The 24,870-nt window shown below is 64.8% G+C and carries 21 protein-coding genes; 17 read left to right on the top strand and 4 right to left on the bottom strand.

Features of this window, described 5'->3' with window-relative positions:
• Positions 1-13 precede the first annotated feature (13 nt).
• The gene (locus tag CK219_RS21865) at positions 14-1,198 is read left to right on the top strand and encodes an MFS transporter (RefSeq protein ID WP_095768816.1); all 1,185 of its coding nucleotides are present in this window, start codon (positions 14-16) and stop codon (positions 1,196-1,198) included.
• 91 nt (positions 1,199-1,289) lie between these two features.
• Complete coding sequence (locus tag CK219_RS21860; RefSeq protein WP_095768815.1) at positions 1,290-1,715, top strand: GNAT family N-acetyltransferase; 426 nt, start codon at positions 1,290-1,292, stop codon at positions 1,713-1,715.
• Here CK219_RS21860 and CK219_RS21855 read toward each other — a convergent pair whose 3' ends face one another.
• Positions 1,716-2,831, bottom strand: a complete 1,116-nt coding sequence (locus CK219_RS21855) for an anhydro-N-acetylmuramic acid kinase (protein WP_095768814.1) — start codon at positions 2,829-2,831, stop codon at positions 1,716-1,718.
• A gap of 225 nt (positions 2,832-3,056) precedes the next feature.
• On the opposite strand from CK219_RS21855, the gene CK219_RS21850 reads away from it, so the two are divergent.
• The 9 genes from CK219_RS21850 to CK219_RS21810 all read left to right on the top strand — a co-directional run bounded on the left by CK219_RS21850 (position 3,057) and on the right by CK219_RS21810 (position 11,927).
• A complete protein-coding gene (locus CK219_RS21850) occupies positions 3,057-3,746 on the top strand; it encodes an SDR family NAD(P)-dependent oxidoreductase (RefSeq protein WP_095768813.1) in 690 nt (229 codons plus the stop codon).
• Positions 3,747-3,949: 203 nt separating this feature from the next.
• Positions 3,950-4,786, top strand: a complete 837-nt coding sequence (locus tag CK219_RS21845) for a transporter substrate-binding domain-containing protein (RefSeq protein ID WP_176477113.1) — start codon at positions 3,950-3,952, stop codon at positions 4,784-4,786.
• Positions 4,787-4,788: 2 nt separating this feature from the next.
• The gene (locus CK219_RS21840) at positions 4,789-6,153 is read left to right on the top strand and encodes a cation:dicarboxylase symporter family transporter (protein WP_095768812.1); all 1,365 of its coding nucleotides are present in this window, start codon (positions 4,789-4,791) and stop codon (positions 6,151-6,153) included.
• Entirely contained in the window at positions 6,150-6,947 is a 798-nt protein-coding gene (locus CK219_RS21835; protein WP_095768811.1) for an amino acid racemase, read from the top strand. The genes CK219_RS21840 and CK219_RS21835 overlap by 4 nt, the downstream gene beginning before the upstream one ends.
• Before the next feature lie 208 nt (positions 6,948-7,155).
• Positions 7,156-7,998, top strand: coding sequence for a MetQ/NlpA family lipoprotein (locus tag CK219_RS21830; protein WP_095768810.1), 843 nt, complete (start codon positions 7,156-7,158; stop codon positions 7,996-7,998).
• Positions 7,999-8,080: 82 nt separating this feature from the next.
• Complete coding sequence (locus tag CK219_RS21825; protein ID WP_095768897.1) at positions 8,081-9,169, top strand: methionine ABC transporter ATP-binding protein; 1,089 nt, start codon at positions 8,081-8,083, stop codon at positions 9,167-9,169.
• Positions 9,150-9,803, top strand: coding sequence for a methionine ABC transporter permease (locus tag CK219_RS21820; protein WP_095768896.1), 654 nt, complete (start codon positions 9,150-9,152; stop codon positions 9,801-9,803). Before CK219_RS21825 ends, CK219_RS21820 begins: the two co-directional genes overlap by 20 nt.
• A gap of 285 nt (positions 9,804-10,088) precedes the next feature.
• Positions 10,089-11,108 carry an isopenicillin N synthase family oxygenase gene (locus CK219_RS21815; protein WP_095768809.1) on the top strand — a complete coding sequence of 340 codons (1,020 nt, stop codon included), beginning with the start codon at positions 10,089-10,091 and terminating at the stop codon, positions 11,106-11,108.
• Positions 11,109-11,573: 465 nt separating this feature from the next.
• Complete coding sequence (locus tag CK219_RS21810) at positions 11,574-11,927, top strand: hypothetical protein (RefSeq protein WP_245340574.1); 354 nt, start codon at positions 11,574-11,576, stop codon at positions 11,925-11,927.
• Positions 11,928-12,061: 134 nt separating this feature from the next.
• Here the strand turns inward: CK219_RS21810 and CK219_RS21805 are convergent, their stop codons facing one another.
• Positions 12,062-12,964 carry a LysR family transcriptional regulator gene (locus CK219_RS21805; RefSeq protein WP_095768807.1) on the bottom strand — a complete coding sequence of 301 codons (903 nt, stop codon included), beginning with the start codon at positions 12,962-12,964 and terminating at the stop codon, positions 12,062-12,064.
• A gap of 102 nt (positions 12,965-13,066) precedes the next feature.
• Between CK219_RS21805 and CK219_RS21800 the strand changes: the two genes are divergently transcribed.
• Both CK219_RS21800 and CK219_RS21795 read left to right on the top strand, forming a co-directional pair.
• Entirely contained in the window at positions 13,067-14,053 is a 987-nt protein-coding gene (locus CK219_RS21800) for a zinc-dependent alcohol dehydrogenase family protein (protein ID WP_095768806.1), read from the top strand.
• 99 nt (positions 14,054-14,152) lie between these two features.
• Positions 14,153-15,112, top strand: a complete 960-nt coding sequence (locus CK219_RS21795) for a dihydrodipicolinate synthase family protein (protein WP_095768895.1) — start codon at positions 14,153-14,155, stop codon at positions 15,110-15,112.
• Positions 15,113-15,185: 73 nt separating this feature from the next.
• Here CK219_RS21795 and CK219_RS21790 read toward each other — a convergent pair whose 3' ends face one another.
• Entirely contained in the window at positions 15,186-16,082 is an 897-nt protein-coding gene (locus CK219_RS21790) for an AraC family transcriptional regulator (RefSeq protein WP_095768805.1), read from the bottom strand.
• Positions 16,083-16,231: 149 nt separating this feature from the next.
• Here CK219_RS21790 and CK219_RS21785 point away from each other — a divergent pair, with 149 nt between their 5' ends.
• The gene (locus CK219_RS21785; protein ID WP_095768894.1) at positions 16,232-16,957 is read left to right on the top strand and encodes an SDR family oxidoreductase; all 726 of its coding nucleotides are present in this window, start codon (positions 16,232-16,234) and stop codon (positions 16,955-16,957) included.
• A 64-nt stretch (positions 16,958-17,021) separates the two neighbouring features.
• Here the strand turns inward: CK219_RS21785 and CK219_RS21780 are convergent, their stop codons facing one another.
• Entirely contained in the window at positions 17,022-20,426 is a 3,405-nt protein-coding gene (locus tag CK219_RS21780) for an acyl-[ACP]--phospholipid O-acyltransferase (protein ID WP_095768893.1), read from the bottom strand.
• Between the two features lie 505 nt (positions 20,427-20,931).
• On the opposite strand from CK219_RS21780, the gene CK219_RS21775 reads away from it, so the two are divergent.
• From CK219_RS21775 to CK219_RS21765, 3 genes are read left to right on the top strand one after another with little or no spacing between them, the layout of a single operon-like run.
• Positions 20,932-22,332 (top strand): SWIM zinc finger family protein, encoded by a 1,401-nt coding sequence (locus CK219_RS21775; RefSeq protein ID WP_095768804.1) that lies wholly within the window; start codon positions 20,932-20,934, stop codon positions 22,330-22,332.
• Positions 22,266-23,768: a DUF5691 domain-containing protein gene (locus tag CK219_RS21770; protein WP_245340573.1), complete on the top strand. Its 1,503-nt coding sequence runs from the start codon at positions 22,266-22,268 to the stop codon at positions 23,766-23,768. Before CK219_RS21775 ends, CK219_RS21770 begins: the two co-directional genes overlap by 67 nt.
• 19 nt (positions 23,769-23,787) lie before the next feature.
• Entirely contained in the window at positions 23,788-24,867 is a 1,080-nt protein-coding gene (locus CK219_RS21765) for an AAA family ATPase (RefSeq protein ID WP_095768802.1), read from the top strand.
• The last annotated feature ends 3 nt before the right edge of the window (positions 24,868-24,870 follow it).

The raw sequence follows: 24,870 nt of genomic DNA, 5'->3' as shown, positions 1-24,870 counted from the left end.
CCATTATGATGATATGTCGAACAGCAATCAATCAGCAATTATAACCGAAGCGCCCCGCGCGCCGATCCCGGCCACCGCCTATCTGCTGACCGGCTGCATCGCCGTCATCGGTTCCAACTCGCTGGTTCTGGGACCGATCGCGCCCGCCGTCGCGGCGTCGTTCGGCGCCAGCGTGCCAGCGGTGATGACGGCCGCCGCCGCCTTCGGCCTCGGCACGTCGGCCAGCGCGCTCTTCCTTGCCCGCTACATCGACCGGATCGGCGCGCGCCGCATGCTGCAGGGCGCATTGCTGCTGCTGGCCGTCGCGCTGGTCGCCAGCGCCTTGGCGCCGACGGTGACGATGCTGGTGGCCGCCCAGCTGGTTGCCGGCATTGCCGCCGGCGTCGCCATGCCGGCGATCTATGCCAGCTCGGCCGCGATCGCGCCGCCCGGCCGCGAAAGCGGCACCATCGGGGTCGTGCTGACCGGCTGGACGCTTTCCATGGTCGCCGGCGTCTCGCTGTCGGCCGTGATTGCCGATCTTATCCACTGGCGCGCCGTCTTCGCCGCCGTTGCGCTGCTCGCAGGAGCGGCCGTTGCCGGCCTGGCGATGAGCTCGCTGCACGACACCGGGGAAAGCGGCCCTGCGCCGTCGCCGCTCGGCGCGCTCGCCGTTCCCGGCATCCTGCCGCTGCTCATTGCCTGCGGCGCCTTCATGACCGCCTTCTACGGCGTCTACGGCTATCTCGGCGATCATCTCCACCAAGCCCTCGGCGAGCCGGTCAGCGCCAATGGCCTGGCGGCGGTCGCCTACGGTCTCGGCTTCGGCGCGGCCGCCTTGCTCGACGGCGTTATCGATCGCCTCGGCGCCCGTCGCGTCATGCCCTTTGCCTATCTGCTGGTCGCCGCCGTCTATGTCGCGATTGCCCTGGCAAGCGGCGGCTTCGGCCTGCTGATCGCGACGATCGGGGTCTGGGGCCTTGCCAACCATTTCGGGCTGAACGTGCTGGTCATGCGCCTCACCGCGCTCGACCCGTCGCGTCGCGGCACCATCATGGGCTTGAACAGCGCGGTCACCTATCTCGCCGTCACCGTCGGCACGGCAGGCTTCGGCCCGCTCTACACGAGCCTCGGCTTCGCCAATTGCGCGCTGATCGCGGCGGCACTGATGCTGGTGGCGGCGGGCGCAGCGGCGTGGCGGTCAGTCGGTCCTCGGTAACAGGCCTCAGTCTTCGCTTGCGGCCGGAATACTGTTTCGCACTTTTCCTGGAATTGCTCTAAGGCTGGCTTGCGAATCGGAGTCGCAGCCGATGAAGACGAGTCTCGAGATCACCGCCGAACCCTCGCCGCAGGACCTCGCTTTCCTGGGCGGAAGCCTTACCGCTTTCAACGATGCCGATGTCGGAGCGTCAGGCCGAAAGTCGCTCGCGGTTTTCGTGCGCGGAAATACCGGCACCCTCGTTGCCGGTATTTCCGGCTACACCGCCTGGGGCTGGCTCTACGTGCAGTGGCTGTGGGTCGACGAAAGACTGCGCGGAAAAGGCATTGCCGCCGGTATGCTCGACGCGGCCGAACAGGAGGCTACCGCGCGCGGCTGCCACAGCGCCTGGATCGACACTTTCAATCCGATCGCCGAGAAGGTTTACCGGCGCCAGGGCTACCAACCGTTCGGATCGTTGCCTGACTTCCCCATCGGCCACAGCCGTGTCTTCCTGCAGAAGAAGCTGTCGGCCTGATCAGCCCGCCAGTTTTCCGCCGCGCATCGGCTTTGGCGCGCCGGTGGTGCTCGGAAAGCTGATCGGCAGGCCGCGCAGCACGCGCACGGCGAGGAAAGCAAAACACTCTGCTTCGACCGCGTCGCCCTTCCATCCGAGCGTCTCGGCCTGCACCACTTCGACGCCGGCGCGGCTCTCGAGCATTGCCATCATCGTCGGATTGTGACGGCCGCCGCCGCTGACCGCGAGCCGCTTCGGTCGACGCGGCAACAGGTCGAGCGCCTTGCCGACGGCCGAGACGGTGAAGGCGGTCAGCGTCGCAGCGCCGTCCTCGGCGTTCAGCCCTTCGGCCATCGCCGCGGTGAAGTCGAAGCGGTCGAGCGATTTCGGATAGGGCTTCGTCAGGTACGGATGCTGCAAGAGCATGGCGAGCCGTTCCTCGTCGACCTTGCCTGCGGCGGCCAGCCTGCCGTCGCGGTCCATCTCGCCGAGGCCTTTCGACTTGATGAAATCGTTGACCGGCGCATTGGCCGGACCGGTGTCGAAGGCGACGATTGCGTCTTTGCCGTCCCACCATGTGATGTTGCCGACACCGCCGAGATTGAGCACCGCGGTGTCGCCGCCGTCGTCCGCCTCTTTAAGCAACGCGGCATGATAGGCGGCGGCCAAAGGCGCGCCTTGCCCACCGGCCGCGACATCGGCCGAGCGGAAATCATAGGCGACCTTGGTGCCGAGCAGCGAGGCCATCAGCTCGCCATCGCCGAGCTGGCGGGTGCGGCCGATGCGTCCCGGCTGCGGGGCGCGATGCAGCACGGTCTGGCCGTGGAAGCCGACGATGCCGATATCGGCCATGCTCACGCCCTGGCTCTCGACCAGATCCCTGACCGCCGCCGATTGCGCGCGCGTCAGCGCCTCCTCGGCTTCGCGAAAAATCGCCGGCTCCGGCCCTTCGAAATTCCAGGCGCGCGCCTGGCGCAGCGTTTCTTCCAGCAGGGCGCGGATCGATTGCGGATAGGGGGCCAGCGTGTAGGTGCCGGTGTCGGCGATGCGCTCTCCGTCCGTCTTGATCAGCGCCACGTCGATATTGCCGTCGAGCACCGTGCCGGTCATCAGGCCGACGGCCCAGATTGGTTCCATGGTCGTTCCTCGAATCGCCCTTCATTCACGTGTCGGACGGATCGGCGCGGCAGGCAAGTGTCTCGCTACACCCGAGCAGGCGGCGCATAGACCGACGGCTTTTTGCATCGAATGGTGAAAACGGAGCAACGCCGTTCTTGCCTCTCGGCGAAGAAGGCGCGAGGCTGCGAACAAGACCATCGGCTGGGCGACTGCCCGGATGGACTATCGCAAGGAGAAAATGCCATGGCAGCCAACGTCGCAGTGATCGCGGGCGCCGGTTCCGGGTTAAGCGCCTCACTGGCGCGACTTCTCGCCAAGCAGGATTTCCGTGTCGTCCTTGCCGCCCGCAACGTCGACAAACTGGCCGCGCTGGTCAAGGAAACCGGCGCGCAGGCCCTCGAAACAGACGTATCGGACGCAGCCTCCGTGGAGCGCCTCTTCGAGACGGCCGACAAGGCAGGGCCCCTCGAAATTGCCGTCTTCAACGCCAGCGGCCGCACGCGCGGCCCAATCGCCGAACTCGACGCGCAAGCGGTCAAGCAAGCCCTGCTCGTCGGCGCCTATGGTGGCTTCCTTGTCGGCCAGCAGGCGGCGCGCCGGCTTCTTGCACGTGGTTCCGGCTCGATCCTGTTCACCGGCGCCAGCGCAAGCCTGAAAGGGTTCTCCGGCTCCGCCGGTTTCGCCATGCCGAAATTCGGCCTGCGCGGGCTGGCGCAATCGATGGCACGCGAGCTTTCCCCGAAGAACATCCACGTCGCGCATTTCATCATCGACGGTCAGATCGAGCCGGCCGGACAGGCGCCCGAGTCCGACCGGCCGGATCGTCGCCTCTCGCCCGATGCGATCGCCGAGACCTATCTCGCCGTCCATCGCCAGCATCGCAGCGCGTGGAGCTTCGAGGTCGAGCTGAGGCCCTGGGTCGAGACGTTCTGACGATCCCTCGCACGAACCGGGCAACAACACGCCCCGCCGCGGACTCGTTTATTTTAGAAATCATGCATGTCTCCTGATGCCGTTTCAGCCGTCTGCAATGTAAAAAAGCGCAAAACAAAAGATACCTTTACTTAACTTCGGCATGCATACTGCGCATCGGTCAGAATTGTTGTCCGGCTCTCCTGCACGATAGAGAAATGCGCATGCCGCTTACACGTCGCACGCTGTTTGCAGCCGGAGGCGGAGGGCTGCTGCTCGCGCAGGCGCAAGCCCTGGCCACGCCGGCCCAGGCGCAAGACGCTCCCAAACCCATCGTCAGCGACAACAAGCTACGCATCGCCATGCCGGCTTTCGCTTCCGATCCCTTCTTCCCGGCCGACGACTCTGGGGACAGCGGCATCGATATGGACCTGGCGCGTGGCATAGCCGCGGAACTCGGCGTCGAACCGGTGTTCGACCGATCAGCCGGGACCTTCGACGCCATGGTGCAGCAGCTGACGTTCGGCCAGGCGGACCTGGCGATCGGCAAGCTGAGCCGCACCCTCCGGCGCGGCCGCTCGATCCTCTATTCGCGGCCTTACGCCATGCTGCACCAGGGGCTACTGGCGAACCGCGTCAACCTGGCCCGCATCACGCAAGGCAAGCCGCCTGAGCAGATCATCCGCGACTTCTCCGGCGACCTCGGCGTGATCGAAGGCTCGTCCTTCGCCACCTACGCGGCCGCCACGTTTCCGCACGCCACGATCCAGCGCTTCGCCGGCTGGAACATGGTCATCGATGCAATCCGCAACGGCACGATCGACCTCGCCTATCGCGACGATTTCGAGATCAAGAAGCTGATGGTCGACGATCCGTCGATGACGGTGGTCGCACGCTCGATCACGCTGACCGACAAGGTCGACACGATCGCCGTCGGCATCAGTCCGGACAATCCGCATCTGGCGGCCTTCGTCGATCTCTATCTCGATCTCGCGCGAGGCCAGCAGGTCCTCAACACAGACGAGATCATCGCGCGTTATCGCCAGCGGAGCAAAGTCTGACAATGGCCGTCTCGGATGTAGCCGCAGCCATGCCTTTCGATTGGCGCCTGGCGGCAAAGCGCATCCTGCGCTCGCCGGCGACGACGATCATCATGATCCTGGCTGGGATCCTGTGCGGCCTCTATTACCCGGCCTTCGCCCATGCGATCAGCCCCATCGCGCAGGTCTATCTGAATTTCCTCAAGATGGTCGTCCTGCCTTATCTGGTCTCGTCGGTTATCTTCTCCATCACCGCCATGGTCCAGGACCCGAAATCAGTCCGCTATCTCGGCAAAGTCGGCATAGCGGTACTGGTCGTGTCGTTCCTCGCCGTGCTGGTCAGCGGCACATATTCGCTGATCCTCAAGCCCGGCCAGATCGAGAACCCGCAGTCGCGCATCGAGCTCGGCGAGTTCATCAATTCGCAAGGCAGCGTCTCCACCGATCTCGCATTCCCCTTCCAGCCGCCGCCGTCGACCGGGGATCCGAACAGCGGACATTCGATCTTCCTGGATCTGGTGCCGAACAACGTCTTCAACGCGCTGGCCTCGGGCCAGACCATCCAGGTCCTGTTGTTCTGCCTGCTTTTCGGCCTCGCGATGGGCAAGATTCCCCAGCCCTCGTCGCTCAGCCTCTCACAGGCGCTCAACGCGGTGTACAAGGCCTGCACGGTGTTGACCAACTGGTTCGTCTGGGGATTGCCCTTCGCGACCTTCATACTGATCGCCGACCAGACCGCGTCGACCGGCATCAAGCCGCTGATGCTGATGGGCGGCTACCTGCTGGTGATGGGCCTTTCCTGCGTGACATTCCTCGCCGGCGCGTTTGCCGTCATCGCCATACGCTCGCGGCGGAGCTACTGGGCCACGATCAAGACCCTTCAGCCGCTTCTGATGGTGGCCATCACAACGCGCTCCACGGTCGCCTCGCTGCCCTGGGTCATCAACCTTTTGACAGAGCGCCTGAGATTCAACCTGGTGGTCGTCGAGCTGCTCGTGCCCCTCCAGGCTGCGCTTCTGCGGACCGGCCCGGCGCTGGTCTACACCTCGGGCGTCCTGTTCATCGCCCAACTCTACGGCCATCCCCTGGCGATACCGGACCTCTTGCTTGTCGGCGTCGTCTCCGCGCTTCTGGCGCTGACCACAGGCGGCATGGGCAGCCTGCTCATCCTGTCGCAGATGTCCATTGTCTGTGGCTATCTGAAGCTTCCCTTCGAGGCGGCGTTCGTCCTGTTCGTCGCGGTGGACGCGGCCGTGGACACGCTGATGACGCTGTCCAGCGTCTCCACCGTGGCCGCAAGCACGGCAATGATCGCGCCCAGCCACCGGGAAGCGGCGCAGGCCGCTGAAACAGTCGCACAAGAGCTCGAAGCCGAGCCCGCCCGATGATCGACGACGGCATCCGTCCGCAGCTCGGCATCATCGGCGGTCTCGGGCCGCTCGCATCGGCCGACTTCTACTTCAAGCTGACCCGGATGACCGGGGCGCTGCGCGACAACGAGCATGTGCCTTCCGTCATCCTCAGCGTGCCGCAACTGCCCGACAGGACCGAAGCGATCCTGGCTGGTCATGACGGGCCGCTGGCGCCGCTGCAAGCTGCGGTCTCGACGCTCAACGCGCTCGGCGTTGCCTGTATCGCGATGCCCTGCAACACCGCCCATCATTGGTACGACAGGCTGGCGGCGAACTCGCCAGCCGAGATCATCCACATCGGCGACGCGGTGGTGGCGGAGATCCGCCGTGGCCTCGACCGGGGCCGGGTCGCTAACCTCGCAACCCGGGGCACCCTGGTTTCCGGCTTCTATCAGCACAGGATAACGGCGGCGGGGTTCGACCTCTGCCTCCCGCAGGAGGCCGAGTTTCAGGAGCGAGTCGACAGCGCGATCATGCTCGTCAAGGCCGGTTCGATCGCAGAGGCCGCGACCGAGACCGGGCGCGCGCTTCATCTCGCGCAACGGGCCGGCGCCGATGCAGCACTTCTCGGCTGCACCGAATTGTCTGTTGTGGCGGCCAGCCTCGGCGATACGAATGGGCTGGTCGTCATCGACAGCAATGCGGCGTTGGCGCGGGCCAGCCTGCAACGGTTGGGCTATTCTGTACAGGAAGCGCGAGGCCTGCCCACCGTCTCATCGCTGCCGGCAGACCGCCGGCCGTCCTTGCATGTCGCCCGGCGGGCTTCATAGGCGCGCAAGCGTCCACCACCTGACCATCGATATCCGCTTACCAGCAGCCGATGTTCTCCAAGTCACAAAATCTTTGAGAGAATATTTTCCGCCTCTCGTTTGAGAGGAAAAGCGCTTCTTTGCCCAATGAGGCAGCATTGGTGATCCTGAGATCAAGGCTTCGCATCCCGCCAGGCCGCAATGATTTCAGGGACGCAAGGAACGCATCATGTCCGACGCTTCAAATTCTCTCGTTACGACAATCACCAGGCGCGCCGGACTGGCGGCACTTCTCGCCACGACATTGGCCGTCATCGGCCTGACCGCGCCGTCGCCCTCCCTCGCCGAGGACAAGAAGTCGATCAAGGTCGGCATCATCAGCGGCGAGGATGAGGATGTCTGGCGCGTCGTCACCGCCGAGGCGGCCAAGAAAGGGCTGACGATCGAGACCGTCGTCTTCAACGACTACACCCAGCCCAACGAGGCGCTGGAGCGCGGCGAGATCGACGCCAACGCCTTCCAGCACAAGCCCTATCTCGACAACCAGATCAAGACGCAGGGCTATCACATCGTGCCGGTCGGCTATACCGGCGTCTGGCCGATCGGCCTCTATTCGAAGAAGCATGCCAAGGTCGCCGACTTGCCGGAAGGCGCGGTGATCGGCCTGCCGAACGACCCGTCCAACGAAGGGCGCGCGCTGCATGTCCTGGAGCATGAAGGCCTGATCAAGCTCAAGGACGGCACCGGCATCCTGGCGACCACCGCCGACATTGCCGAGAACCCGAAGAAGCTCGAGATCAAGGAGCTCGACGCCGGCATCGTCGGACGCTCGGTGGACGATCTCGACGCTGCCGTCGTCAACACCGACTGGGCGCTGAAGAGCGGCCTCGGCCCTGAAAACCGCATCGCGCAGGAGCCGGTCGCCGACAATCCCTACCGCAACTTCATCGCTGTCAAAGCGGGCAACGAGAACGAGCCCTGGGTGAAGACGCTGGTCGCTTCCTACCAGAACGAAACGGTGAAGGCCGAGTTCGATAAGGTCTACAAGGGCACCGGGATCAGCGCCTATTGATCGGCGCCTGGCTGGCAGAAATAGGCGGCCCGCTGCTGAGCGGGCCGCCGTGCGTTTGCGCGGCACAGAAACGGACATGGAAATGAACCAGCATGTCACGGCCGAACGCGCCGATCCGGTCTACCAGCCAACCGGGCGGGAAGACGTTGTCCGCCTCGTCGGCCTGAAGCGCCGCTTCGGCGCGACGGCGGCGCTGGACGGTGTCTCGCTGACCGTTCAGAAGGGCGAGATCCTCGGGATCATCGGCCGCAGCGGTGCCGGCAAGTCGACGCTGATCCGCTGTCTGAACGGGCTGGAGCGGCCCGATTCCGGCGAGGTCTTCATCGAGGGCCGCGAAATCGGCCGCCTGAGCGAACGCGAGCTGCAGCCGCTGCGCCGCCGCATCGGCATGGTGTTCCAGCACTTCAACCTGCTGTCTGCCAAGACAGTCGAGGAGAATGTCGCGCTGCCGCTCAAGATCGAAGGCCGCCCGCGCGCCGAGCGCTTGGCCCGCGCGGCGGAACTGCTGCAGCTCGTCGGTCTGTCGGAGAAAGCCAAGGCCTATCCGGCGTCGCTGTCGGGCGGACAGAAGCAGCGTGTCGGGATCGCCAGGGCGCTCGCCGCGCGGCCGGCGCTGCTCTTGTCGGACGAGGCGACCTCGGCGCTCGATCCGGAGACGACGCGCTCGATCCTGGCGCTGCTCAAGGACATCAATTCCAGGCTCGGTCTCACAATCCTGCTCATCACCCATGAGATGGAGGTGATCCGTTCGATCGCCGACCGCGTGGCGGTGATCGATGCCGGCCGGATCGTCGAGGAAGGGGCGGTCTGGCAGGTCTTCGCCAATCCGGAATCGGAGATCACCCGCAGCCTGCTCGGCAGCATCCGGCCGCAATTGCCGCCCGAGATCGCCAGCCGATTGATTCCGGGCGAAGGCGCGGAAACGATTCTCCGGATCGATGTGGCCGGCGAGGCAGCGCGCGGTGCTTTGCTTTCCGATCTTGCCGCAGCGGTGCCAGGCCAATTCCGCCTGGTGCAGGGCGGCGTCGATCATGTCCAAGGTCAGCCTGTCGGCACGCTGTTCCTGGCCGTTGCCGGCGCTGAAGCCGCGCATCTTGCGCGGGTGACGACATTCCTGAAGGACCGCGGCGCGCGGGTGGAGGTGCTTGGCCATGTCGCCGGTCCTGTTTGAACTCCTGCTTCGCTCGATCTGGGAAACGGTGCTGATGACCGGCGCGTCCGGTATCATATCGCTCGTCTTCGGCCTGCCGCTCGGCCTTGCCTTGGTCGCCACCGATCGTGGCGGCATTGCGGAGAACATTTGGGTGAACCGCGTTCTCGGCGCCATCATCAATGGCTTCCGCTCGGTGCCGTTCATCATCCTGCTGGTCGCATTGATCCCGGTGACGCGGCTGATCGTCGGCACCTCGATCGGCACCTGGGCGGCGATCGTGCCGTTGTCGATCGCCGCCACGCCCTACTACGCCCGCATCGCCGAAGTGTCGCTGCGCGAGGTCGACCACGGGCTGATCGAGGCGGCGCGCGCCATGGGTGGTAATCGCTGGACGATCATCCGCGAGGTGCTGGTGCCGGAGGCGCTGCCGGGCATCGTCGCCGGCTTCACGGTGACGCTGGTGACGCTGGTCGGCGCCTCGGCCATGGCCGGCGCCATCGGTGCCGGCGGTCTCGGCGACCTGGCCATCCGCTACGGCTACCAACGCTTCGAGACCAGCGTCATGGTCGCCGTGGTCGTCGTTCTCATCGTGCTGGTCTGCGGCATCCAGTGGATCGGCGACCGGCTCGTCGCGCGGCTGGATCATCGCTGACCGGGCGAGCAAGGGCGCCGGCGCGAACGCAATTTGCCGCAAAAGACGGGAATTGAGCGCCGGCTTGCTCCGTTTGCAACGAGATTGAGCGGTGCGTTTCTTCACCCGTGATGATGCTGATGTCATCGTGCCAAGGGGTCGCTAGAGCAATTCCAGGAAAAGTGCGTAGCGGTTTTCCGTTCGGAATTGCGCCAAAACTAAAGAGAGCAATTCCGTGAAAGTGCGCAGCAGTTTTCCGTCCGGGATTGCGAAAAACAAAGAGTTACCGCCAAGAGGAGCCTGTCCATGGCCAGAATAATCCCGGTGCTCGATCTCGATCGCCTGGAGCAGGGCGCATCGGAACTGCGGACATTTCTGTTCGATCTGCGTACCGCCGCGCGCGATGTCGGCTTCTTCTATCTGAGCGGCCACGGCATCACCCAGCCGGAGATCGATGCAGTGCTGGGCGCCGCGCGCCGCTTCTTCGCTTTGCCGGAGGCCGACAAGCTCGACATCGAAATGGTCAAGTCGCCGCAGTTTCGCGGCTATACGCGCGCCGGCGGCGAGCTGACCAAAGGCAAGGCCGACTGGCGCGAGCAGCTCGACATCGGCGTCGAGCGCACGACGATTGCGCAAGGGCCGGGCGTGCCGGCCTGGACGCGGCTGCAGGGTCCGAACCAGTGGCCTGCCGCGCTTCCCGATCTCAAGCCCGCGCTGCTTGCCTGGCAGGCCAAGGCGACCGATGTGGCGATCCGGCTGCTGAAAGCCTTCGCGCTGTCGCTCGACCAGCCGGAGGACGCTTTCGATCCGATCTATCGCGGCGAACCGAACCATCGCATGAAGATCGTGCGCTATCCCGGCCGCAATGCCACCGGCGACGACCAGGGCGTCGGCGCGCATAAGGATGGCGGGTTTCTCACGCTTCTGCTGCAGGACGAGAACAAGGGCCTCCAGGTCGAATATGACGGCAGCTGGGTCGATGTCGACCCGATCCCGCGAACGCTCGTCGTCAACATCGGCGAGTTGCTGGAGCTCGCCTCGAACGGCTATCTCAGGGCAACCGTGCATCGCGTCGTCACGCCGCCGGCCGGCGTCGAACGGATTTCGGTGCCGTTCTTCTTCAGCGCCCGGCTCGATGCCACGATCCCGCTGCTCGACCTGCCGGAGGAGCTCGCGGCCGAAGCGCGCGGCCCGGCCAGCGATCCCGACAATCCGCTCTTCCGCAACGTCGGAACCAATGTGCTGAAAAGCCGGCTGCGGTCGCATCCCGACGTGGCGCGGCGTCACTATGCCGACCTTCTGGAAAAAGCAGCGGCCATCGGCTGACGATTTCGTCGGATTTGAGGGAGATTTTTTCGCGTTTCCCGTCTTTTTTGGAATTCCGTTCGTGGAAAATATGCCGCTTCAGGCCCACATAGGAACCATCGCTCGGTGTTTTCCTCCCATTGCGCCGGGCGATGTTCCCCTCTGAAGGTTATGACCTTCATACTTTGGCCGGGCCGCTTTCGCGCCCGGCCTTTTTCTTATCTGCGTCGGGAATCCGCCGATCAGACCAGCGAAGCGCTCGGCCTGCATTTGGATGTCGATCCCTTCACCGGCTCCGGTCCCGGTCGGCCGCCGCCGGCTCGAATATTTCGCGCTCGAGCCTCAAGCGCGTTTTCCTCGCTATTCCATCCTGACATGAATGCGCGAACCGTTGTGTTACGGTGTTGGTGATGTTCACGGCATCCGCTCGGGGCTGCCGTGAAGTGAAGAGGAGAGTTCGCCACGTCCAGGATCAGCCGCCGCGCCTTGCTCTTTCATTCCGGCTGCGCGGTCGTCGCCTCGACCGTCACAGCAAACGGTCACGGCACGAAGGCGCCGAGGCCTGACCGGCAACCATCCAATGACCTGTTCGCCCTGATTGAGGCGCACAAGGCAGCGTACGCAGCGTTCGGCAAGGCCGTCCACAAAAGGGGCAGCCATAGCCGTGACCACATCGAGGCCGGGCGAGAGGAGGAGAGGGCGCTGCTGGCCATCTGCGCCTATCGGGCGGTCAAGCAAGGCGACCGCCTGGCCAAGGCCCGATACCTTTTGGAGATCGAGGCGCGCGGCGAGCTCGACCTGCCAGAACATATGCAGGCCATTCTGCGCTCTACGGTGTGAAAGGCATGAGACTTCCAGCGCATAGACCGTCGAACCCGCCGCAGTGCTGAAGGTTTCGGGGCTTACGATCATCTGTTCCCGCCGAAGGTGCTGACGCGGTTCGGTGTGATGCAGCGACTGAAACCGGCGTGGACTTAGCTCATCATCTTCGGCAATCCCGCCGCCAGCGCGTCGATGGCCAGCCGCACTTTCAGCGGCAGGTGCGGCGTCTGCAGCCAAAGCGCGTGGCAGTCATAGAGATAGTCGCGTCGCTCAGGCAGCAGGCGGACCAGTGTGCCGCCCTCGATGCGTTGTCGCACCAGCCAGTATGGCAGCCAGGCCAGTCCCATGCCGTCGGTTGCCGCATCGGCGATGGCGTCGAGGTCGTCGAGCCGCAGCCGGCCGGCCGGGACGATCTCGTCGACCGAACCCTCGTCGCGCGTAAACAGCCATGGCTGCAGCACATGGCCGAGCCGCCGGTAGACGATAGCCTGATGGCTGGCGATGTCTTCGGGCTGAAGCGGTCGGCCGAAGCTTTCGATGTAGAACGGCGACGCGCAGACGATCATGCGCTGGCGCGCGACGCGGCGCGCGATGATGCCGGCCCTGTCGTCCAGCGTGCCGGTGCGGATCGCCAGGTCGAAACCGTCTTCGAAGAGATCGGCGAAGCGATCGCTGAGCGACAAGTCCAATTCCAGCGTCGGATAACGCCGTGCCAGCTCGATTAGGATCGGCGTGACGCAATGGCGACCGAAATGCGCCGGCATCGTTACGCGCAGTTTTCCGCGCGGCTCGGACAACTGGTCGGCTGCCAATGCATCGGCCGCTTGCGCTTCGGCCAGCACGATGCGGCAGCGCTCGTAATAAGCGCGCCCGAAGTCGGTCAGGCTCTGCCGGCGCGTGGTGCGGTTGATGAGCCGCATCCCGAGCCGCTCTTCGAGGAAGCGGACATGCTTGCCGACCATCGGCCCCGACAGGTCGAGCGCCGCCGCGGCGGCCGCGAACGAGCCGAGATCGACAGCCTTGACGAAGACCTCCATGCTTTCGAGGCGATCCATATTCAAAACCAAATGTTTCGACTGTTCTGCCTGCGTGGCGATTTATCCGTTCTCGATACCGCTGCATAGTCAATTCCATCGGTTGGGTTCGGAGTTGCAGGCATGGCAAGGGTTGTCCGCTTTCATAGTCACGGCGGTCCCGAGGTGCTTCGCATCGAGGATATGGAGGTTCCGCGGCCAGGCCCCGGCGAGGTGCGGATCCGCGTCAGGGCGTTGGGCTTGAACCGCGCCGAAGCCTTGATGCGCAACGGCTCTTACATCGAGACGCCGACGCTGCCGTCCGGCCTCGGCCTCGAAGCGGCGGGGATCGTCGAGGCGGCGGGAGCCGGCGTGGAAGTCTTCGCATTGGGTGATGCGGTCAGCATCATCCCGCCGCGCTCGATGGCGCGCTGGCCGGCCTATGGCCAGCTCGTGAATTTTCCCGCCGAGCTTGTGGTGAAACATCCGCCATCGCTTTCGTTCGAGGCCGCCGCCGCGACATGGATGCAATATCTCACCGCCTATGGCGCGCTGGTCGATATCGCACGTCTCGGCCCTGACGAGCCTGTCGTCATCACCGCCGCGTCGAGCAGCGTCGGACTGGCCGCCATCCAGATCGCCAACAGAATTGGCGGGGTGCCGATCGCCGTCACCCGAACATCGGCCAAGAAGACGGCGCTGCTCGATGCCGGCGCGGCGCATGTGGTGGCCTTGGCCGAGGAGGATATCGAAGCGAGGCTGAGGAAGATCGCACCGCAAGGCGTTCGCGTCGTTCTCGACGCGGTCGGCGGCCCGATCTTCACGCCGCTTACGGCCGCCATGGCGCGCGGCGGCATTCTCATCGAATATGGCGGCCTCAGCCCCGAGCCGACGCCGTTCCCACTGTTCGATGTCCTGACGAAAACGTTGACGCTGCGCGGCTACCTTGTCCACGAGATCACCGGCGATCCCGCCCGGCTTGAAGCCGCCAAGGCCTTCATCCTCGACGGCCTCGCCGCAGGCGCGCTGAAGCCGGTCATCGCCAGGACGTTTCCGTTCGAGAAGATCGCCGAGGCGCACCGTTTTCTGGAAGCAGGCGAACAGTTCGGCAAGATCGTGGTGACCGTTTGAGGCTCTCTTCAGCCGGAAAAGCGACTATCTGCTTGGCAAGCGGTGCTGCGTCGGGCCAAACTGGTCGTTCCGCATGCGTGCCTCAAGGAGACTTCGAAGATGACCGCCAATGTTTTTTCCGGCTGCATGCCGGCGCTGATGACGCCTTGCACCGATGACCGCCTTCCCGACTTCGACGCGCTGGTGCGCAAGGGACGCGAGCTGATCGCCGCCGGCATGTCGGCCGTCGTCTATTGCGGCTCCATGGGCGACTGGCCGCTGCTGACCGACGCGCAGCGCATGGAAGGCGTCGAGCGCCTGGTGAAGGCCGGCGTTCCGGTGATTGTCGGCACAGGCGCGGTCAACACCGCCAGCGCCGTGGCGCACGCCGCCCACGCGCAAAAGGTCGGCGCGCGGGGCCTGATGGTGATACCGCGCGTGCTCTCGCGCGGGCCGTCGGTGACGGCGCAGCGCCATCATTTCAAGGCGATCCTTGCCGCCGCGCCCGACCTGCCGGCCGTCATCTACAACAGTCCCTATTACGGCTTTGCCACGCGCGCCGATCTCTTCTTCGCGCTGCGCGCCGAGCATCCGAACCTGGTCGGCTTCAAGGAGTTCGGCGGCCCGGCGGATTTGCGCTACGCGGCGGAAAACATAACCAGCCGCGACGACGACGTTGCGCTGATGATCGGCGTCGACACCGCCGTCTTCCACGGCTTCGTCAATTGCGGCGCTTCGGGCGCCATCACCGGCATCGGCAATGTCCTGCCCAAGGAAGTGCTGCATCTGGTGGGCCTCAGCCAGGCGGCGGCGCAAGGCGATGCCGAAGCGCGCCGGCTGGCGCAGGAACTGGACGCGGCACTGGCCGTGCTGTCCTCTTTCGACGAGGGACCGGACCTCGTGCTCTATTTCAAGCACATGATGGTGCTGAAGGGTAATCCCGAATACAGGTTGCACTTCAACGAGACGGACGCGCTGAGCGACAGCCAACGCGGTTATGCCGAGCAGCAGCTCAAGCTCTTCGACACCTGGTATGCCCAGTGGTCGAGGCAGCCCGTCATGGCAAGATACGCGGCCTGAGCCGATCGGTCCGGCGCAAAGTCTCCGGCGATCCAGGGCCTGTTGACAGGCTGCACCCCGTTCGGCCAAGGCCTCAATAGGCCGCGGCCGAGCCGGGTATGGCCTGAAGACGCTCGATGTCCTGACGGGGCGGGGCGCCGAACAGACGCCGATATTCGCGGCTGAACTGGGACGGGCTGTCATAGCCGACCGCGAAACCGGCCGTGCCGGCGTTGGCCCCGTCGGCCAGCATCAGCCTTCGCGCTTCCTGCAGGCGTAGCTGCTTTTGATATTCCAGCGGGGTCATGCGCGTGATCGCCTTGAAGTGAGCATGAAACGACGACGCGCTCATGCCTGACGCCGCGGCAATCTCGTCGATCCGCAATTGCGCCTGGAAGCCGTTCCGAATCGTAGCGATCGCGCGGCTCACCTGGTTCAGGTGGCTGTCCACGGTTCCCATTTGACGAAGCGTTGCGCCATGCGGACCGGTAAGCAGACGGTAGAGGATTTCGCGCTCTATCAGCGGGGCCAGAACATCGATGGTTTCGGGGCGATCGAGCAGCTTCACCAATCGGCTCGCGGCATCGATCAGGTCCGGGTCGCTCGGATAGACCGCAAGCACAGGCAAGTCCTTTTCGCCAGAAGCCCGCCGCTCCGTCACCAGCAGATCGGCAAGTGCCGCGAGGTCGAAGTCGATCTTGCAGCATAGATATGGCGCGGCCGGACTGGCCTCGAGAACATGGCCGACCAGAGGCAGGTCGACCGAAACAAGAAGATAGCTCGATGCATCATAGACCACGCTCTGGTCTGCCAGCGAGACGCGCTTCGATCCTTGGGCGATTATGCAAAGCGAGGCTTCATAGACCGCCGGCACCGGCGCGCTGGGCCGGTCGGCACGAATGAGCGTCAGCCGGGGGATCGCGGTGCTTGAAATGCCGGGACCCCTGGCATGCCGGGCAATCAGCCCGGCCAGTTCGGTGATTTTTTCCATGCCGCATAAATCTGCATGACGCGGAATGTTGCAAGGCTTGTCTGCCTCGTTTGGAGGATTGTGCAAACTCTTTGGACGATCGCGCTACCGGTCTTCGCCTGTGCGGCGCCATTTTCCATCCCGTCACCGCAAGCCAAAAAGGAACGATCATGACGGGACTGAAAGACAAGGTTGTACTCATCACCGGCGCATCGAGCGGCATCGGCGAAGCGACGGTGCGAGAGCTTGCCGCGGCCGGCGCCAGACTGTTCATCGGAGCCCGGCGCGCCGAGCGTCTGAAAGCGCTGGCCGAGGAAATCGGTGAACGCGTCGCCTGGCGCGAGCTCGACGTAACGGATGCCGAGAGCTTCGAGGCTTTCGCCGATGCCGCTCATGCCCAATTCGGGCAGATCGATGCGCTGGTCAACAATGCCGGCGTCATGCCGCTGTCGCCACTTGTCGCGCTGAAGCGCGATGAGTGGGCGCGCATGATAAACGTCAACATCTTCGGCGTGCTGAACGGGATCGCTTCGGTGCTGCCGCGCTTCGTCGCGCAGAAAAACGGTCACGTCGTCAACGTGGCGTCCGTCGGCGCGCATCTCGTGCTGCCCACCGCGGCGGTCTACTGTGGCACGAAATATGCGGTGTGGGCGATCACCGAAGGCCTGCGGCAGGAGCACGACGACATCCGCGCCACGATCATCTCGCCTGGGGTGACAGCGACCGAATTGGGCGACGACATCAGCGACCCGCAGGTGGCAGCGGCGTTGAAAGAGTGGCGGCAAAAGTCACTGAAGCCGGACGCCATTGCCCGCGCGATCCGCTTCGCGCTCGAACAGCCCGACGGCGTCGACGTCAACGAAGTGATCGTGCGCCCGACCGCCGCCAACATGTGAGTGAACGCCAGGGACTGGCAATGAACAGGCCGGAGCTTGTTGCCGGCCTGTTCGCATGCGCGGGTCAGGCGGCCTTGACCTTCAGGTCCTCCTCGCCGCGCACCATCCTGGTCACGCCGGCGAAGTCGAGCTTGCCGGAACCGAGCACCGGCACTTTCGCCACGACGCGCACTTCGGCCGGAACCATCAGGTCCATGGCCCCGTTCGCCTTGGCGAAGGCCAGGAAGTCGGTGCGGGTGGCGTTGGGCGCTTCCGTGATCAGGATCAGCTTCTCGCCCTTGCGCGCGTCGGGCAGCGTGGCGACGGCCGAAAGCGAGCCTTTCCAGAGTTCGCCGGCCAGCGCCTCCACCGCGGCCAGCGAGACCATCTCGCCGCCGATCTTGGCGAAGCGCTTGGCGCGGCCGCGGATCGAGATGAAGCCCGCGTCGTCGACTTTCACGACGTCGCCGGTGTCGTGCCAGCCATCGGCGAGCGGCTCGATCACGCCCGGATTCTCGGTGCGCAGATAGCCGGCCATGACGTTCGGGCCGCGCACGAAAAGCCGGCCGCCTTCGTCGACGCCGGGCACCGGCTCGAGGCGGTATTCCATGCCGGGCATGATTTTACCGACGCTGCCCGACTTGTTGTACATCGGCGTATTGATGGCGATCACCGGCGCGGTTTCGGTCACGCCATAGCCTTCCAGGATGCGCAAGCCGAACTTCTCCATATAGGTCGTGCGCGTGGCGGCCTTGACCGGTTCCGCGCCGGCGAAGCAGTAGCGCACCGAACGGAAGTCGTAAGGGTGTGCCGTGCGGGCATAGCCGGAGAGGAACGTGTCGGTGCCGAAGATGATCGTGGCGTTCGACGCATAGATCAGTTCCGGCACGATGCGGTAGTGCAGCGGCGAGGGGTAGAAATAGACCGGCACGCCGGAGATCAGCGGCAGCACCGTGCCCGCCGTCATGCCGAAGGAGTGGAAGATCGGCAGCACGTTGAACACCTTGTCGCCCGAGTGGAAGTCGATGCGCGAGGCGGCCTGGGCGGCATTGGCCAGGATGTTGCGGTGGGTGAGCACCACGCCCTTCGGCGTGCCTTCCGAGCCCGAGGTGAACAGGATCGCGGCCGGATCGTCCGCCTTGCGCGCCACCCGCGGCGTCGTCTTGCGCAACAGGCCGAGCAGCTTGTCCTTGAGGCCGATCGTGGCCCGCAGGTCGTCGAGCCAAACGATGTCGACCGAACGGCCGATCTCCTCGACCACCGGCCCGAGCTTTGCCTGTTCGACGAAGGCGCGGGAGGTGAGCACGGTCCGCACCTCGGCCGCCTTGCAGGCCGACAGGATGTTCGCTGCACCGGCGGTGAAGTTGATCATCGCCGGAACCTTGCCGGCCGACATCACGCCGAGAAGTGCCGCGCAGGCGCCGTTGGCGTTGGGCAGCATGATGCCCAATGTCTGCTGGCCGGCATAGAGATGCTCGAACTTCTCGCCGAGCACCGCAGCGGCCGTCAGCAGCTTGCCGTAGCTCAGCGACCCGGTAACCGGATCCTGCACGGCGAGCTCCTTCATGCCGCGCTCGTTGGCGGTCTCGATGATCTTCTCCAGCACCGTCTTGCCGATGTCTTGGGTGCGGAAGACCAGGTCCGACATCACCTGGTAGAGCGCAGAGCCGGCCGCGGCGCGACGCTGGCGGCCCTTCAGTTCCTGCGCGACTTCGAGCTTCACCGGCTCCAGTATGGTCACCTTGACCTTCGGGAACAGGCGGCGGCGCACATGCTGCGAGGTCAGTCGCGAGAGGTAGCTCTTCTCCAGCCCCTCGATGCGCACCGGCACCACCATCGAGCCGGTCTTGTCGGCCACCATGGCGGCGCCGTCATAGACCTTCATCAGGCCGCCGGTGACGGTGATGCGTCCCTCCGGGAAAATGACCAGCGGATCGCCGCCCTGCACGACCTTGATCAGCGTGCGCGTCGACATCGGCTTCGCCGGATTGAGCGGCAAAGCGCGAGCAAGCTTCATGAACGGCTTCATCCACCAGGCCTGGGCGATCGTATAGTCGATGGCGAAGACCGGCTCCTCGTCGGTCAGCGTCAGGGCCAGCGGGCCGTCGAGGAAGCTGACATGGTTGAGGGCCAGGATCGGCGCCTTACCGGCCGCCTTGAGGTTTTCGATGCCCTCGATCTCCAAGCGCAGGAAGGCGCGGAAGAGGATAGAGACGAAGTCGCGGAACGGATTGGTCGGCAGATATTTCAGCATCAGCCAGGCGGCGACGGCGTTGGCCGCGACGAGGCCGAACAGGATGCCGGCGATCGAGACACCCGTAGCCTGGATGGCCGCGACGAGAATGCCGCCGACGGTCATGAAGCCCGCATTGACGATGCTGACCGCGGCCACGACGCGGGCGCGGCGCGCTTCCGGCGACCAGGCCTGCACGGCGGCGAAGGTCGGCACCACCAGGAAGGCGGCGGCGATGGCCATGCCGGCGAGGTCGATGGCGACGCGGATGGTGTTCGGGCCGGCGAAGAAGGCGGCAAGCGTCTCGGCCTTGGGCGAAGGCTGCATGCTGCCGATGGTCCAGGCAAGATGCAGGCCGAACAGCGCCAGCAGCGCCGTGCCGACCGGCGCCGGCAGCAGCACCATTCGTCCTTGCGACATCCAGGCGGCGATGGCCGAGCCGATGGCGATCGAGACGGCGAACACCGCAAGATAGGCGGTGACGGCGATCTCGTTGCCGCCGAGCGAATCCTTGATCAGCGTCGGCAGGATCGAAAGCACGATGGCGCCGACCAGCCAGAACCAGGAGGTCATCAGGCCGGCACGCCAGATGCGCGTGTCGGTGCGCAAGTCGGCGACCTGCCGCCAGGTCGAGCGGAAGATGTTCTTGTCGATGGCAAGGTTGGGTGCGGCCGAACCGGTGGACGGGATATAGCGGCTGACGAACCAGCAGCCGACGGCCAGCGCCATCATGACCGGTCCGAACACCCAAACGCCGATGCCATCGGCGGAGACGACGCCGCCGGCGATGGTGCCGCCCAGGATCGCTGCGAAGGTGGCCGACTCGATCCAGGCATTGGCCTTTGGCAGTTCCTTGCGTTCGAGATGATCCGGCAGGATGCCGTATTTGATCGGCCCGAACAGCGCCGAGATGGTGCCGAACATCAACAGCGCCGTCATCAGCACCGGGATCGACGACAGCGCGATGCCGGCGACGGCGACGGCGGCCGCGGCGATCTCGGTGAACTTCAGCCGCCGCGCGATCAGCGCCTTGTCGAAGCGGTCGGCGATCTCGCCGCCAAGCGCCGACAGCAGCAGGAAGGGCGCCATGAAGACAGCCCCCGCCAGCGTCACCAGCGACGCGGCCTGGTCCTTGGCAAGCGTGAAGAGAATGAGGAACACCAGCGTGTTCTTCAGGAAATTGTCATTGAAGGCTGAGAGGAATTGCGTCCAGAAGAGAGGCGCGAAGCGCCGCGACATCATCAGATGGGTGTTCATGGCAATTTCCATTGGGCAAGTCCGGCTGGCAATCCGATTGGACTGAGCGGACACTTGCGCGGTTTGAGCCTTGTTTATCGGGAAGCCGTTAAACTTCGTTACTGCGATTCAATCCAAACCATTTGTTTCTTGTTCTTGGCGCCTGGAATCTGTCGTCCACGATCGGTCTCCAGGCCTTCCAGGCACCTGACTGTTTGCGGGCTTGGCTGTCGGCGAGCATCGATATGATCCTTTCGTTTCAGCGTTAAGCCGGATCGGCGCCGGTCTGTTTCAGGCCGGCTACTTGCCTTGAATGCTGTTCACGAACGCACTATAGCATATCGTGAACGACGTTCAAGAGAAAAATGAACGATGTTCACAAATGGCCTGACCGGTGCTGTCAGGAGAGCAACGGAACGTTAGACAGGTTCTCAAATTTTACGGCGGCTGGAGCTACACCGGCGCGCCGCAAACGGCTATCAATCGTTGCGACGTCATTGCTTCGGGGTGGTGAGAGGCGCGCGGCTTGCAGCTGGATTTGAAGACAATCGAGGCATTGGCCCCCGATCAGGCTTCGCTTGGCGCCGCGGCCAAGCTGACCAAGCGGTCGAACTGGCCCAGGCTTGAAGCACATGAACAGCTTCCGCTCATCTGGGGCGAATGCCAGGGCTCAGGATCCAACCCGTACCGGGTCGCATTCGACACCTCCGATCACGGCTATAAATGCACGTGTCCGTCGCGAAAATTTCCGTGCAAGCACATACTGGCGTTGGCGTGGATCGGTGCCACGGCGCCCGACAGCTTCGCGCGTGTCGACCAGACGCCCGACTGGGTGAACGACTGGCTCGGCCGGCGCCGCAAGCCAGGACAGCCGCCGGCGCAAGCGCCCGCGCGCTCGGAAGGCAAAAGCATCGACGAGGCATCGCGGCCGGAAGAGATCGCTCCTGTTGAGGACGCTGCTGCCGCCGAACGCCGCGAGGCCGCGCAGCGCAAGCGGGCCGAGGACACGCGCAGCGCGGTTTCTGCGGCGCTCGATGAGCTCGACCAATGGATCGCCGACCAGCTTCGGCTCGGTCTCGCCGGTTTTGTCAACGCCAGCAGTGAACGCTGCCGCCGCATCGCGGCGCGTCTTGTCGATCTGAAGGCGACGACGCTCGCCGGGCGCATCGACGAGTTGCCGGCGCGGCTGATGGCGCTGCGTGGCGAGGAGCGCCCGGATGCCGCGATCCGCGAGCTCGGCAAGCTGGTGCTGCTCGGCAAGGCCTGGCGTGCCGCGCCCGATGATGCCGAATTGAAGCGCCTGGTCTCGACGTCGGAGACGCGCGACCAGATCCTCGCCGACCCCGATGCCGTCCAGGTCGAGAGCGACTGGGAGGTGCTTGGCGAAAAGATCGAGACGCGGCGCGACGGCCTTGTGAGCCACGCCACCTGGTTGCTCGATCTCGGGAGTCCAACTCCACGATTTGCACTCCTGCTCGATTTCTTCCCGGCATCAGCGGGGCGGCGCTCCGGCGCTTTTGCCCCCGGGGACCGCTTCAAGGCGAGGCTGGTGTTCTACCCATCCCGCAATCCGCTCAGGGCGCTGGTCGCGGAGCGGCTGGGCGACGCGTCGCCTGGCGCATGGCCCGCATTCGCCGGCGGCGCCGAGACCGATCCGCTCGCCGCTTATTCCGTATTCCAGGACAAAACGCCTTGGCTGTCCGATTGCCCGCTCATCCTGCCGGCCGGCGTGATCGCGCTGGACGAAAGGGACGGCGCCTGGTGGCAGGCGGCGAACGATCCGCATGGCATCGCCTTGCCTGTCGCGGGTTCGGTCAATCAAACCTTGCTCGGTCTCGACCTCGCGGCGACGGCCGCGCTGTGGAACGGCGCGAGGCTCGAGCTTCTGGCTTCGCAAAGCAGCATGGGGAGGCTCGACCTGTCGTGAACGAGCTCGAGCAGGCAGGGCTGGCGAGGCTGCGCGACGGCTGGATTTCCGGCGGCGCCGCTTTCGAATTTGCTCCCGCCGAATGGAAGGAAGTCGCGGCGGCGGCCAACCCGGACGAGCAGGAGCGGCGGCTGCTGGCCATTGCCGCGCAGGCGCTGGATGTCGCGCTTCGCCCGGCGGCGCCGAAAACCTTGAAACGCCGTCCGCCACTGCCATTGCTGGCCTTGCCGATGCTTCCCGAACGGCTGCGGCCGTCGCTGCGTGCCGCACTGAAATATGCAGCCGATGCGCGGCTCAAGACCCGCGTGGCCACGCTCGTCGCCAGCCGAGGCTTCGTGCTGCATCCGATGGACTGGATGCCCGCTGTAACGGATCAGGAAAGCCCTGATGTCTATGCGCCTTGGGTCGACTGGCAGGCAGGCGCCGAAGGCGAAAAACGGTCCGGCCGCGAGCAACTGACGGCGGAAACCTGGGACGACTTCTATCCAGCTGCGCGCCGTATTGCCTTGATCGATTTACGGCGCACCAGGCCTGCCTTGGCGCGGACTCTCATCGAGACCAAAGGGACAAGCGAACCGGCGGAGGTCAGGCTTCCACTTGTCGAACTCATGCGTTTCGGCCTTGGTACCGATGACGTTCCGTTTCTGAAGAGCTTGTCTGCCGATCGCTCCGGCAAAGTGCGCGAAATGGCCGGCCGGCTCCTGGCAAGGTTGGGCGAACGTGGCAATCCAACTGATGGCGGACTGGAAAATCCGATAGCCGAGCTCGCCGCTTTCATCGAGGAAGGCAAATCCGGCTTCATCCGGCGCCGCACCACCTATGCGCCGACAAAAACCAAGTCGCCCGCGCAACAGGCACGTCGCGCCGACTTGTTCGCGTCCTGTTATTTCGGCGATCTCGTCGCTCACTTCGGCAAGACGGAGTCCGATTTCATCGGGGCATGGCAGTTTGGCGTCGATGATAATGCCGACCTCTTTCTCGTTCGAATGGTCTCGGCGTCCGGCGGCGACGCGGCGGTGGCTTGTTTGGCGGACCTGCTCGTCGCCGCTGGCGGCAGGTTGGCGCTTCTCGTCCTCCAGCTCATGTTGCGTTTGGACGGCGGCAGGAAACGTCTCCTGATCAGGCAGATCCTGAATGACGCGCAAAATCTGGCCGCGCTCACCCAGGTCGAAGGCGCGGAAGCAGGCTGGCTGGAATGGGGCGACCTCACAAGCGGCAAGACGCTTTCGGCGCTGCGTGCCGCCGTCTCGGGTGACAACGACATCATGAAACGAAGCGCCGAGCAGTATCTCGAAACCATGGGCTTTCTCGCCACGGCGGCGACGGCGGAAAAATTGATCGGCGAGGTCGTTGCCGCAGGCTTGCCGCCCGCATCCCCATCGCTCGGTCTGCTGCGGCTCAACGCGGCGCTTGCCCAGAACCAATCCCACAGATGATCAAGCTGGAGACGATCGCATGAACGCAGCCATCCGCCTTCCGGTCGAAGAAATCTATGCGTCGGAACTGCAGGCGCTGGCGCGCGGCGACGACCGTCAGAAGCCTGCCGGCTGGAGCCTGTCGCCCAAAGCAGTGCTCACCTATCTGATGGGCGGCAAGGCCAGCGACGGCACGGTGATTTCGCCGAAATATGTCGGCCGCCGGCAACTGATGGAAACGGCGGTCGCCACTTTGGCTACCGACCGGGCGCTGCTTCTGCTCGGCGTTCCCGGGACGGCGAAATCCTGGGTCTCGGAACATCTCGCCGGCGCCATCATGGGAAACTCGACGCTGGTCGTGCAATGCACCGCCGGTACCGACGAGAACCAGATCCGCTATGGCTGGAACTATGCCCAGCTGCTGGCCAAGGGCCCGAGCCAGGAGGCGCTGGTGCCGACCCCGCTCTACCGCGCCATGCAGGACGGCAAGCTCTGTCGCCTGGAAGAGTTGACGCGCATGGGCTCCGACGTCCAGGACACGCTGATCACCGTGCTCTCGGAAAAGATGATGCCGGTGCCGGAATTGAACACTTCGATCTATGCGCAGCGCGGCTTCAACATCATCGCCACGGCCAACAACCGCGACAAGGGCGTCAACGAGCTCTCCTCGGCGCTGAAGCGTCGCTTCAATGTCGTGGTGCTGCCCTTGCCTGAGAACATGAACGAGGAAGTCTCCATCGTCTCCCGGCGCGTCGGCGAGATGGCCGGTGGGCTTGACCTGCCGGTGCCGAAGAATGTCGGCGAGGAGATCGCCCGCGTGCTCACCATCTTCCGTGAGCTGCGCTCGGGCGCCACCGCCGACGGCAAGGTGACGCTGAAGACGCCGTCGGGCTCGCTGTCCACCGCCGAGGCGATCGCCACGATGGTCGGCGGCCTCAGTCAGGCGGCCTGGTTCGACGACGGCAAGCTTCACGCCGCGGGCCTTGCCTCGAGCCTTGTCGGCGCCATCGTCAAGGATCCGGTGCAGGACAAGGTGGTGCTGGAGGAATATCTAGAGACGGTGCTCAAGAAGCGGCCGGACTATGCCGGCTATTACGCGGCGCTCAACGCGGCCATCTGAGCG

The sequence above is a fragment of the Mesorhizobium sp. WSM4313 genome (genome assembly GCF_002294725.1).
GTDB lineage: Bacteria > Pseudomonadota > Alphaproteobacteria > Rhizobiales > Rhizobiaceae > Mesorhizobium.
Note: the sequence above shows the minus strand (reverse complement) of the source record. Positions and strands in the feature narration are given on the sequence as shown.